The sequence below is a fragment of the Candidatus Enterococcus murrayae genome (assembly GCF_017315985.1).
In the GTDB taxonomy this organism is placed as follows: Bacteria; Bacillota; Bacilli; order Lactobacillales; family Enterococcaceae; genus Enterococcus_A; species Enterococcus_A murrayae.
This window is the reverse complement of sequence record NZ_JAFLVR010000007.1, coordinates 39,602-52,823: the sequence shown is the minus strand read 5'-3', so window position 1 is coordinate 52,823 and position 13,222 is coordinate 39,602. Positions and strand designations below refer to the sequence as shown.

Here is a 13,222-nt window from a genome sequence, read left to right as displayed (position 1 = left end):
TTCATGGAATGGATCACTGCGGAAGATTTAGAAAATATTGCGATTGGCGCTACATTGTTAGGAACTGGAGGCGGAGGGGACCCTTTTGTCGGAAAGTTGATGGCTTTGCAAGCGATCCAGAAGTATGGACCAGTCAGAGTTTTAACGGTAGAGGAACTTGAGGATGAAGCGTTAGTGATGCCTGTAGGTTCTATCGGTGCTCCCTCTGTTTCTAATGAGAAGATTGCTTCGGAAGAAGAGGTCTATGGGCCAGCCGAAGTTCTGAAGGATTTTTTCCCTGAACGGACACAAGCAATCATGCCGATTGAAATTGGCGGAGGAAACTCTTTATTACCGATTGCTTGTGCGGCGAAGATGGGGCTGCCGATCGTTGACGCTGATGCGATGGGTCGTGCATTTCCAGAATCGCAAATGGTGACGTTCTTTTTGAAGGGCTATCAACCAGAAATCGTCGCAATGGCAGACAGCCAAGGAAATCGAATCGTCTATTATCCGAAGGACGGTGAATGGTCTGAAAAGATCGCTCGCGCTGTCACGGACGTTATGGGTGGTAATGCCAATATGGTCGACAATGTTTTTTCTGGGAAAATCGTTAAAGAATGCGGGATTCGCGGGACATTGAGCTTGGCGAAGGAAATCGGCGAGGAGTTAACTACGTTAAATGAGTCAGTTCCTCCAGTCGAAAGATTACTGGAGCGTTTAGCCGGATTTTCTTTGTTTGAAGGGAAAATCAGTCATATTGAACGAAACGTTGCAGGCGGCTTTACGCGAGGAAGAGCTGCGTTTACCGGAATCAATCACAATAAAGGCGAAGAGCTGGAAATTCTTTTCCAAAATGAACTGCTGCTGGCTAAAAAGGATGGAGTTGTTCTAGCCTCCACACCGGATTTGATTTGTGCGTTGGATTATGAAACAGGGCGGCCGATTACAACAGAAACACTGCGTTATGGCGCCCGTATTCATGTGATTGCGTTACCTTGTGATTCAAAATGGCGGACAGCAAAGGGGCTTGAGGTGGCTGGTCCCAAATATTTTGGTTATGAAGTAGACTACAAACCAGTGGAAGAATTGATGGGAGAAAAGGTGCATGTATAGATTAGGGATCGATGTTGGCGGAACAAATACAGATTGCGCGATTTTAGATGAAGAGTTGCGCTGCGTAGGGAAAATCAAGAGTCCTACAATGGATGATGTCAGTGAAGGCATTGATATTGCCATTCAAAAAATTTTACAGGAAACAAAGATTCCGACAGAAAAAATCAGTGTCGTAATGCTAGGAACGACTCATTGCACGAATGCGATTGTCCAACGAAAAGAGCTGAGCAAGATTGGAATCATTCGTTTAGCGAAGCCGGCTACGACAGCAGTTGCTCCAATGATTGGCTGGCCAGAAGATCTAGCAAGTAAAATGATGGCTCAATCTGCAATTGTCTCTGGTGGCTATGAGTACAACGGAAATAAGATCGCTGAAGTGGACGAAGAGGAGATTCGACAAGTTTGTCAGCAGATGAAGGGCAAGGTCGAAGCGGTCGCGGTAGTAGGTGTTTTTTCTCCTGTAAATAACGAACAAGAAAAGCAGGCAGCAAGGATCGTTGAACAAGAGCTCGGTGTTCCAGTAACGTTATCTAGTGAGATCGGCTCAGTTGGATTATTGGAAAGAGAAAATGCGAGTATCTTGAACGCAGCACTTACCCAAACGATCATTAAAATGATTCAGGGCTTAAAACAAGCATTGAGTAATAATCAGATCACTGCGGATGTATTTATTTGTCAAAATGACGGAACATTGATGGATTTAGAAAAAGCACTGAGCTACCCGGTGTTGACAATCGGCTGCGGCCCAACCAACTCCATTCGAGGAGCTGCGCACTTAAGTCGTTTGGAGGATGCTTTAGTTGTCGATGTTGGGGGAACCACTACTGATATTGGTGTGTTGAAAAAAGGATTTCCTCGAGAATCTTCACTGGCTACACTTATTGGCGGCATTCGAACCAACTTTCGCATGCCAGATGTTCTTTCGATTGGATTAGGCGGTGGAACAATTATTCATTTAGCAGAGGAACTTACTGTTGGTCCAGAAAGCTTAGGCTATCGTATTTTGGAAGAAAGCTTGTCCTTTGGCGGCACGACTTTGTGTGCAACTGATGTCGCAATCGCGAATCAAACAGAGCATCCAGTTACTGGTGCTATTTCTCAAGAGCTGGACACCGCATTGATCAGTGAATCCAAAAAGAAAATAAAAGAGCTGATTGAAGATGCAATTGATCAGATGAAAACAGATAGCACAGAAATACCAGTTATTTTAGTTGGAGGCGGAAGCATTATTTTGCCTAAAGAGATGAATGGTGTTTCACAGGTGCTCGTTCCAGAGAATTATGATGCAGCTAATGCGATTGGAGCTGCCTTGGGAGAAGTTTCAGGCGAGGTAAACTCTGTGTATTCATTAGAAAAACAAACGCAAGAGGAGACAGTGGCGATAGCCATCGCCGCGGCGGAACAGGAAGCGATCCGCTCAGGAGCTTCCAAAGACTCGCTTAAAACAATCTTTGTAGAAGTGATTCCTTTAGCCTATTTACCCAAGCAGGCGGTTAATATCAAAGTCAAAGTTGCTGGCAAGTTAGATTTTGTCACAAGTTGATCGATTTTCATAAAAAAATACGAGAATAATTAAGTGCTTAGAAGATGCTTTCGTCTTCTAAGCTTTTTTTGCTTGAAAGAAAAACTTATCATTGGATTGGAACAGGAAAACCAAGTGACCTCTACTTATTGCTCACTTGTTTTTTTGAATGGATGAATGCGCTATTGCAACAAAATCAGAGGTTTCTCTGCAACAAGTATCTTGGATGTTGTAGCGACTTGTTGCAATGAAATGTAATATCTAAAATCAAATACTCAAACTATAATAAGGTCATGATCATGATAACGCTATCAAAAATTAAGGCCTTTATTTCAGATAGTAAGGAAGTGTTTATCATTATGCTTACAAAAAGACAAAAAGAGTTACTGGAGTTGCTGATGCAACAAAGTGACTTTCAGACAGTAGGATATTTTGCCAGTCAACTGGGTGTTTCTAAACGAACAACGCATAGCGAACTGGGGATCATTGACGAATATCTCCAAAGCTCGGGAGAATATCTTGAAAAAAAGCGCGGTGTCGGCGTCGCGCTGAAACGTTTCAAAGAAGTTGGCGTGATCAGAGAAAAAAATGAAGGAAGTGACATCTACAATACGTTCAATCGCAGAATTGAAATTTTGAACCTCTTGCTTTTTAAAGAGAAGGTGGTCAGTTTTAACTATTTGTCTGAGTGCTTCATGGTGAGCAAAACCTCTATCATCAAGGATTTTGAGTTCATTATGAAGATTTTGAATGTCGGTTCCGAGATCAAATTGTGCAGTGATGTTCATGGAACTTCACTGATAGGGACAGAAGAAGATATTCAAAAAGCGATGCTTCAGTTCAATCGCTACTTGTTAAGTAATTCTGAGATTTATTTAGACGAAGACATTGCTGAGAAAATTAAATTATTGAACGATTACTACGGGGAGACCTTGATCAGCGCTTGCTCGAATATTTTATACACGTATATTCGAGAAAATGTGAATGCGATTTCTGATTACTATGTGCAAAATATCTTGAGTATTTTTATTATCTTGGTTTATCGGATAGCTAATGGGCATCACATTGAAGAATATCAACAAGCGGATGCTAATGAAGCGATGATTTTCTTTGAGGAAAGTGCGGTCCGAATGCTGCATAAAGCAGCTTTGCGTTTGGAGCTGTCTTATACAAATGAGGATGTTCACTATTTATCCTTGCAGCTGATTTCAAATCGCTTTGAAACATTACCGGATGATGAAATTGACGAAGTGATCGTTGAACGACTGCTTGCTAGAGTATCGGCAGCCTTGAACATTGATTTTGCCGGTGATCAAAAGCTGGAGGAACAGCTAAAAAATCATATTCCGCCAATGATCTATCGGTTAAAAACAAACAACAAAACAGAAAATCCCTTTACCACTCAGATCAAAAACGAGTTCTCTTTGACCTTCAATGTTATTTGGGTCGTGCTTAGTGGCTATGAAGAAGAGTTAGGCATTAGTTTTAATGAAGATGAGATTGCTTTTTTGACTATGTATTTTCAGGCCGCAATCGAACGAGCACGGATGAATCGAAAAATTTTGATCGTTTGTCAAATGGGGATTGCTACTTCGGAGCTGCTGATCAATCGAATAAAAAGTATCTTGCCTTCATTGGATACATTTGAAGTTGCTTCCGTTGCTGAAGTAGAACAACTGGCTATTGATGAGTATGATTTGATCATTTCTACAACTAAGATTGACATACCTGAAAAAGAAGTGATCCAGGTCTCGCCATTTTTGACGAAAGAGGACATAGAACGTATAAAAACCTCAAATTTATTACCTGATACAGATGAAAAAGTGATCGATTTAGTCCGAGCACACCATCTGATAAAATTTGTCGCTAAAGAATTTATTTTTGTAAATACGGATTTTACTTCTAAGGAAGAGTTGATCGAACAGATCGGGACCCTTTTAGTTGAGAAGAATTTTGTGGATCGGCAATTTATTCAAACTGTTCAAGAACGAGAAGCATTGGGCGGCACTGATCTCCCTTCTGGAACAGCAGTTCCTCACGGCAATTCAACAGCGGTCAATAAAACGATCATCGTTTTGATAAAGAACAAAAAGAAATTTAAATGGAATAAATACTATGTCGATCTGATCTTTTTGATTTGTATTGCGAAAGAGGATACGTATCAAACAAGAAATATTCTATCGGATATTTATAACATCATTGACAATGGTGAACAATTAAAACAATTGCGGGAAGCAACCTCAAACGAAGGGGCATTCAGAAAACTTGGGAGTGATTAGTGTGGATAACGTGCAGGAGAGCGGCAGAAGTGTCATTACGAATGATTTAATTTTTTTAGACAGTGATTTGGATAATCAAGATGAGGTCATACAGCATATTGTTGACGTTGCAGAATTTATTGGATACGTGGAGGATTCGGAAATCTTGTTTCAGGCAGTCAAGAAACGAGAACAAGAGGTTTCTACTGCGATCGGTTATGGTATCGCGATTCCCCATGGAAAAAATGAAACCGTTTTGCAGCCCTTCATCGCCTTTGTCAGGACCAATAAAGGCTTTCACTGGATCCAGGAAAGTGATGACAAAGTTCAACTGGTCTTTTTAATTGGCGTTCCTAAAAACAGTGAGGGAACAATGCATCTAAAATTCATTTCACAGTTAAGTAAGAAGCTATTAGACGAGACGTTTAGAGAAAAATTATTGACAGAAACAGATAAAAACAATGTATATGAACAATTACGCTCGATTGACATTTAGAAAGTGTCAGCACCAAAACTTAAAATGAGTGAATGAATAGGAATATGGAGGTTCTTAGAATGAAAGTAGTAGCAGTAACAGCATGTCCAACAGGGATCGCGCATACGTATATGGCGCAAGAAGCTATTGAAAAGGAATGTAGAAAACGCGGTTATGAAGTGCAGGTAGAGACACAAGGCAGTATGGGGATCGAAAATGAGCTGGAACAGGAAACGATCGATCAGGCGGATGTTTTGATCTTGGCTGTTGCAATCGATGTGGAAGATAGTGAACGCTTTGAAGAGAAAATAGATACAGGAAAAACCTTGTCTGTCGATCCGGGAGACATCATCAAGTATCCTGCCAAATATCTTGATGCAGCAGAAAAACTATAGGGGGGAAATATAAAAATGAAAAAACAGAACAAGTTCTTTAAAGACTTGCAAAAGGCCTTTAACACAGGAGTATCCTTTATGCTGCCGTCAGTGGTTGTGGGTGGGATTTTCTTGGCGGTTGCTCTTGCTACGGGGAAAGCCACGGATGCCGGAATGGAGATCACTAGCCCATTCATGCAAAACCTAAATGATCTGGGCGCCGCAGGTTTTGCGATGATGATTCCGTTGCTGTCAGGATATATTGCCAATTCATTAGCCGGAAAACCAGGCCTGGTTCCTGGGATGATCTTAGGATTTGTTGCCAACAATCCAATCGGTGAAGGACAAATAAAGACAGGTTTTCTAGGGGCAATGATCATGGGTGTGGCCGCTGGTTATTTTGTTCGCTGGTGTAAAACATGGAAGGTACCAGCTACTATTCGGACAATCATGCCCATTCTGATCGTTCCAGTGGTTACGACCTTTGTACTAGGAATGTTTTATATTTATATCATTGCGGTGCCGATTGGTGCAGCGATGGATTGGCTGGTTCAAGTGCTAGGGCAAATGCAAGGCGGCAGCGCGCTTATTTTAGGTTTGATTTTAGGCGCGATGACTGCTATCGATATGGGCGGCCCCATTAATAAGACTGCAACGGCGTTCACATTAGCTTTGATGGCGGAAGGTGTTTACGGACCGAATGGCGCACATCGAATCGCTTGTGCGATCCCGCCGTTAGCTATGGCTATTTCAACCTTTATTGATCGAAAAAAATATACTCCTGAAGACAAGGACTTAGGTATTTCAGCTTTCTTTATGTCGTTGATCGGGATCACGGAAGGGGCGATTCCATTTGCAGCAAAGGATATCAAACGAGTATTGCCCGCAATTATTATCGGTAGTGCTATTGGCGGTGCGATGGGAATGGCCACTGGAGTAGAGGCATTAGTCCCCCACGGCGGGTTTATTATCTTGCCGGTAGTTAATGGAAAATTGTGGTACGCGCTCTCAATCATTGTTGGAGCGGCCATTTCAGCAGCCATTTTACATTTCACTAAACCAAGCTTGGTTGATGAAACAACGAAAGAAAAAAAGAAAGAGACGAATGAACAAATCGAAGTAGCAAAATAATAGTCAAATGTTATAACGGCAAAGGAAAATGGGTTCACCCTATTTCTTTTGCCGTTTTCTTTATAAATAACAGATTTCCCCTTTTTCTCTGCAACAAGTTTTGCCCAATCTTGCAACAAGTGGATCCGCTAATGCATGGACTTGTTGCAGAGAAATGTAATATTCAGACGAATGCTTCCACCCTATACTTAAGAGGTGATAAGAAACAAGGACTTAAATTTAATTACAGGAAACGGAGATGTCAACGAGATGGAAAAATTACCTATTAAAGCAGTTGTAGAAGGATTGCTGGATCTGCAAGCAACAGGTGAGAGTGCAACCTTATTGGGAATTGGGCCAATGTCAAAAAATTGTGTGCAGGCAACTCTCGAGTTATCAAGGGACGATGATTATCCAGTGATGTTTATTGCCAGTCGTAATCAGGTGGATGCGGATGATTTAGGCGGCGGCTATGTGAATGGGTGGAATCAATTTACGTTTGCTGAAGCAGTGGAAGAAGTAGCGGAAGAAATTGGCTATGACAATCTCTATTATCTATGTCGCGATCACGGCGGACCATGGCAGCGAGATAAAGAGCGGAATGATCATTTACCAACGGAAAAAGCGATGGAGCTGGGAAAAAAATCTTATGTGGCAGATATTGAAGCAGGCTTTGATCTATTAATGATCGATCCAACGAAAGATCCTTTCGAGGTCGGTAAAGTGATTCCTCTAGAGACTGTATTAGAACGAACGGTTGATTTGATTGAATTTTGCGAGGAAGAGCGGAAGGTTCGCAACCTACCAGAAATCGGTTATGAGGTTGGAACTGAAGAGACGAATGGCGGCCTAACTTCTACAGAGACATACGAGACCTTCATTTTACGATTGAAGGAAGAGTTGGAAAAACGTGGACTGCCAATGCCGACCTTCATTGTTGGACAAACAGGAACCTTAACACGTAAAACAGAACAGGTGGGCACCTTCAATTTTAAGAATGCTTATGACTTGGCGCAAATGGCAAAAGGCTATGGCGTTGGTTTGAAGGAGCATAATGGTGATTACTTAGATGATGTGACATTATTAGAACATATACCGTCACAAATCACTGCGACAAACGTTGCACCACAGTACGGCACAGAAGAGACTCGTGCTTATTTGAATCTAGCAGCGGTAGAAGCAAAGCTAATGGAATATGGGTTAGTCAAAGAGGTCTCTAATACACGTGATGTGCTGCTGGAGCATGCGATCAAGAGTGAACGTTGGAGAAAATGGATGGTTGGCGAACAAAAAAATCTGACTGTTGCAGAAATCATGACGCAAAATGATACAGAGCTTCAAGCGGAGATCTTAGATATCGCCGGTCACTATACCTTTAATGATGAGGAAGTGAAAGTTGAAATTGAAAAAATGTATACAAATTTAAAGGCCCACAACATTGATGGCCAACGCTATGTGATTGATCATATTAAGCGCCCGATTCGTGATTACGCTGAATGCTACAATTTATCCGGTGTGACTAGCCGAATCAAAAGCCTAAACAAAATAAAAGCCTAACAATACGGTCGAGATTTTCACTACATAATGGTGAAGATCTCGTTTTTTTTGAACTTTAATCATGCTAATTATGAGTGAGCGACAGGTCGGTGAAGAAAAACTGCATAGAGGGGGGATAAAATCGAAAAAAATAATCACCAAAAGGCTCTATTTCCTAATTCTTTTATCGCCGTTTTTATGTGGTGGAATCAAATTTTTGGATTTTAAGGAAGTAATCTTTTGACAGTTTCGCGAAGAATTAGATTGAAATATATTTTTTTGTTATAGTCAGGTTTTTAATCGATTATATACACAAAAAGCTTAATTTTTTTAAAACAATTTGGGTTTCAAAAATTGCTTCTTTTGTAGCATCATAGAGATAAATATGGAAAACGCATACATATGTGAGGGAAAAGGAGCAATTGGGCATGGAGCTGACAAGACGACAAATTTTTACTATGAAAAATAGAAAGAACCTTGAAAAGAAAGTACATAAATTTTGGGAAGAGACGAAAAACACAGACCTAGTAGTAGAATATATCGTGGCGATTATTTTGAGAAATGCCTTAATAGTAAGCGATTTCTCACTACCTTGTCCAGAGATTGTTCGTGAGCTGCTTTTTCAAGCCCAACCCAATGATACGCTGAGAAAGTTCTGCCCATTTTTCAAGGACTATGTAGAGGAGCACGAATGGCTCAGTATCATCAAGCGTTTATTCAAGAACGAGACAAAGTATTATAAAGCAACAAAGAAGATGCGTTTATATGAAGGGTATCTAAAAGATCGAGGGCATGCTGTCATTACTGATCAATATGATAGCTATACCCTCACTTCGATCTTTGAAGATGCCAATGGAAAAAAACATACATGGAATCTAAGAGATGCCGATCCAAGCAATACCCTTGAGGAAACAAAACGGATACTTAGAGTCTTGACAACTCTGACGATCTTCCATAAGGGAGACGTTCGTCAATTCGTCAAACTCATGGATTGTGATTTCAAAGGCACCACGACGATTTATAGTACAAAACAACCCAAGGAACAGCCACAGGAGCAGTCTGCCCAAAAAGTGACGACAGAAACGACGAAAGCTACCGTTGAAAACAGCATGCTGGAAGGCTTTGATCTTTCTATGTTGACTAAAGAGGAGCTCATTGTGTTGATCAAAGAAATCTTTGAAGAAGTCGAACCTGCCTCGGAAGAGAAGGAATCTTCTGCTCAAATACCGGAAAATTCTGAAAAACTGCCGCCGGATATGATTCTTGGCAGGAAGACAGAAATGGATTCAAGGATTGTTCCAGCAGCAAGCGTCAAGGCGGAAAAGGAGGCTCAAGGAGACATGGCAACTTTACTGTCGCCAACTTTAGCAGCTGAAGCTGTGATTGATGAAAAGCTGGAAAAACCGCCTAAAAATGGAAAATCAACTACGAGAGCAGGCGGTAAAAAGCTGACAAAAGGAGAGAAAAAGATTATCAAGAATTTTAAACCAAGTAAATGGAGAAATTAGAAAAATAGTTTTTTTCATTCTTGTAAAAAGGTTTATTTGTCATGGGTAAAAAGCGTATAAACTTTAGATTGATCTGGTGTTGGAGTCGCTAACTGAATCCTATAACTGCTAATCGTATTAACTTAACAGGAGTGCCTTAGAAGAATCGCTGTAGTGAACCGCAATCGTTGGTAATAAAACGATTGCGGTCCGTTGCGGTTCTTTTAAGGTTTTTTGTTGTCAGTGTTAGAAACGAATTGAGCTATAAAGCATGGGACTATTTTGAGATAATCAATCTAGTCAGCAGCTAAAAAAGAGGTTTGTTAAGAAGCTGTCCATGCGGCTTCTTAACAAACAAAAACTGCAGGATATATCCTGCAATTTTCCTATCGCTATAAGTTATTAAAGAATTCATTTCAGGCAGCTATGTTTTGAATGGCTTCAAAGTTCTACGTTAATCAGGGGTTCCAGTGTTTACCGTTTGACAGGAATTGTTTGTTTTCGAAAAATTGCATGATTCATCTTGCAGAATGTTTGGCACCAAGAGCGCTTTTTTCAGGATATGATTCAGATAGCAAGAGAGAAAGAAGGGCACGATATGCAATTAGTAAATGGCTATAAGTTGATGGACTATGCCAAAGAAAACGGATTAGTCTTACCGGCATTTAATACGACGAACTACGAATTAACAGCCGGCATCATTCGCGGCTATCAGGAAAAGGGACTAGGCGGATACATCGCGATCTCATCTAGCAACCTGAAGCTTTCCAGTCCCAAAATCATTGCGGATATGGTCAAATCAGCGATGAAAAATGTTTCTGTTCCGATCGCACTGCATTTGGATCATGGGAAAAGCTTTGAAGATGTAAAGGCGTGTATCGAAGCAGGATTTACTTCGATCATGGTGGATGCGTCTCATTTACCTTTTGAAGAAAATATTGAAGAGGTCAGGCGAACGGTTGAGTACTGCCACTTCTACGGTATTCCAGTTGAGGCAGAATTAGGAGCGATTGGCGGGAAGGAAGACGATCATATCTCTGAAGAGGATGCAAAAACAAATCCTGCTGATGTGAAAGAGTTTGTCGAAAGAACCCAGTGTGATTTACTAGCGGTCTCCATCGGAAATGTGCACGGGATGGATTTGACACCGAATCTAGATTTTCCATTGCTAGAAGAAATCGCGGCGCTCTCTGCTGTCCCGCTGGTGCTGCATGGCGGCTCAGGAATTCCTTTTGATCAAGTCCGACAAGCGAAAAAACAAAATCTGATTAAAGTAAATTACGGCTCTGATCTTCGTCAGGCGTTCATTCGCACATTCGGTCAAGCCTACGAAAACAATCATAATGAATTTGATATTATGTCCCTTTCAAAATCGGCCATCGAAAATGTCGAAGAGCGAGTAAAAGCAATCATTACTGAAGTAAATGAAAAATAGGTTTTAAATCAAGGAGGGGGATATAGTGCTAAATAAACGACAAAAAGAAATGATTCAAGAATTTGAACGACACAGTCCCTCTTTTTTAACTGCTGACCACTTTGTTGACAAGTTTCATGTAAGTATGCGTACGATCCAATCTGACATCAAGAAAGTACGCGAGCACTTAGCCGCTTCCAGCTACGCTGAAATAATTTCAGTAGCCTCTAAAGGCAGCCAATTAATCATCAAGGATTACACGGCCTTTCAAGTAAATATCCATCAAAAGGAAGCTGCTAGTGAATCGAATCAATCAGATAGAGTAAGAAAATTATGTGTTTTACTATTGAACCAAAAGAGACCGATCCATCGTCAAAAATTGCTTGATCAGCTATTTATTGCTTCTTCGACATTGAACACAGATTTAAAGGAAGCAGACAAGCTGCTTAGTAATTATCATTTGAGTGTTGAACGAAAAAGAAATTCCGGAATCCTTATTCGTGGGAATGAATACGACAAAAGGAAATGCTTGCTGAAGCTGGGGCACCTGGATATCCATCAGGAGCAAAGCAATATGGGAACAGAGGAAATGTTTCGTCAAGATATTGAAATGGTTTTAGTCAGTGTTCTGATGAAGCACCATTTCCATATTTCAGAAACCCTTTTCCAGAATCTGATCGTTCATATTGAAATGGCGATCAAACGGATGAACAGCGGCTTTTATATTGGCTCAGAGGAATTTGAAGGAAGGGAAGACTTTGATTCTGAAATGGAGGTATCGGCTGAGATCTTTCATCGGCTTGCCGAGCGCTCTTATTTTAAGGTCTCCCAGGAGGAAATCATCAACCTGGCGATTTACATCAAAGGAAAAAGTGATTATGAGAAGGATGATTATATCTCAGAAGAGGTTAACACTTTTATTCTTCATGCTTTGAAGGAGATCAACGAAAAATTTGACATCGATTTTCGTCAGGAGATTGATTTGCGAATCTCACTGGCGCTGCATCTGATGCCTTTATTAACAAGGATTGAATACAACATTCAAAACGAGAATCAACTATTGGATCAAATCAAGCAATCGTTTCCCTTAGGTTTTGATATTGCGGCTTACATGTGTCTTTTGCTGCAGAATTCGATCGGAAAGAAAATCGAAGAAGGCGAGATCGCTTATCTGGCTATTTATTTCAATCAATATTTAGCGAAGTATAATGACATTTCTGGCAAGAAACGAATTCTGATCATTACCAGCTTGAAGCGCAGTGAAAGTATTCTGCTAAGGCAGCGATTCGCTACATGGTTCTCAAATGAGATCACGATTCTGACTTTAGTCAATACCCATGAAGTCATCTCGATCGATATTGAGGATTATGATGTCATTTTTACAACGGAGCAAACTGAGCTGACAGATCAGATGGGTGCCATCCTAATCAGCTTTTTCCCGAGTGAGCAGGAGTACTCTAAAATCAAGCTTGCCATCGATGGATTCAATGATAAGTTTGAGATCGTCAATTTATTTGATAAAGAACTGTTTCATTTTGGGCAATTTTCGAAGAAACAGGAAGTATTGGATAAGCTCTGCTCCATTTCGGTCTCAAAGGTTGGCGATAAGGTGTTCCAATTAAGAGAAGCAGTTGAGCTGAGGGAAGAGCTGGGCAGCAGCTATTTTGGCAATGGGATTGCTTTGCCGCATCCAATCAATCCAATCTTGGCTGAAACCTTTGTTTCTGTCATTTTATTGAAAAATGAACTTGACTGGGATTCTGATGGAAATAGAGTACGTCTGGTCATGCTGGTAGCAATCGAAAAAAACAATGCAAAAGTTTTTCAGTTGTGGAATTATTTAGCCAAAATCATTCAAGAAAAAGGTTTTGTCGAACGAGTCATTAAAAAACCAACATTTGATAATTTTAAGGAAAATCTTTCCCAACTGCTGGATGAATATATTTAGAAG

10 protein-coding genes are annotated in these 13,222 nt (G+C 40.7%); all 10 read left to right on the top strand.

Annotation, left to right across the window (positions count from 1 at the left end; genetic code table 11):
- The first annotated feature begins 3 nt into the window (after window positions 1-3).
- A complete protein-coding gene (locus JZO85_RS03275; protein WP_207107090.1) occupies window positions 4-1,095 on the top strand; it encodes an S-methyl thiohydantoin desulfurase family protein in 1,092 nt (363 codons plus the stop codon).
- Window positions 1,088-2,638 carry a hydantoinase/oxoprolinase family protein gene (locus JZO85_RS03270; RefSeq protein WP_207107089.1) on the top strand — a complete coding sequence of 517 codons (1,551 nt, stop codon included), beginning with the start codon at window positions 1,088-1,090 and terminating at the stop codon, window positions 2,636-2,638. The genes JZO85_RS03275 and JZO85_RS03270 overlap by 8 nt, the downstream gene beginning before the upstream one ends.
- Window positions 2,639-2,976: 338 nt before the next feature.
- On the top strand, window positions 2,977-4,896 hold the full coding sequence (locus JZO85_RS03265) for a BglG family transcription antiterminator (protein ID WP_207107088.1): 1,920 nt from the start codon (window positions 2,977-2,979) through the stop codon (window positions 4,894-4,896).
- A gap of 1 nt (window position 4,897) precedes the next feature.
- Entirely contained in the window at window positions 4,898-5,371 is a 474-nt protein-coding gene (locus JZO85_RS03260; protein WP_207107087.1) for a fructose PTS transporter subunit IIA, read from the top strand.
- 59 nt (window positions 5,372-5,430) lie between these two features.
- Window positions 5,431-5,745 (top strand): PTS fructose transporter subunit IIB, encoded by a 315-nt coding sequence (locus JZO85_RS03255; protein ID WP_207107086.1) that lies wholly within the window; start codon window positions 5,431-5,433, stop codon window positions 5,743-5,745.
- 15 nt (window positions 5,746-5,760) lie between these two features.
- Window positions 5,761-6,855 carry a PTS fructose transporter subunit IIC gene (locus JZO85_RS03250; protein ID WP_207107085.1) on the top strand — a complete coding sequence of 365 codons (1,095 nt, stop codon included), beginning with the start codon at window positions 5,761-5,763 and terminating at the stop codon, window positions 6,853-6,855.
- A gap of 249 nt (window positions 6,856-7,104) precedes the next feature.
- Window positions 7,105-8,391, top strand: coding sequence for a class II D-tagatose-bisphosphate aldolase non-catalytic subunit (locus tag JZO85_RS03245; RefSeq protein WP_207107084.1), 1,287 nt, complete (start codon window positions 7,105-7,107; stop codon window positions 8,389-8,391).
- Between the two features lie 407 nt (window positions 8,392-8,798).
- Complete coding sequence (locus tag JZO85_RS03240; RefSeq protein ID WP_207107083.1) at window positions 8,799-9,878, top strand: hypothetical protein; 1,080 nt, start codon at window positions 8,799-8,801, stop codon at window positions 9,876-9,878.
- 577 nt (window positions 9,879-10,455) lie between these two features.
- The gene (locus JZO85_RS03235) at window positions 10,456-11,292 is read left to right on the top strand and encodes a class II aldolase (RefSeq protein ID WP_207107082.1); all 837 of its coding nucleotides are present in this window, start codon (window positions 10,456-10,458) and stop codon (window positions 11,290-11,292) included.
- Window positions 11,293-11,317: 25 nt separating this feature from the next.
- Entirely contained in the window at window positions 11,318-13,219 is a 1,902-nt protein-coding gene (locus JZO85_RS03230; protein ID WP_207107081.1) for a PRD domain-containing protein, read from the top strand.
- Window positions 13,220-13,222 lie beyond the last annotated feature (3 nt).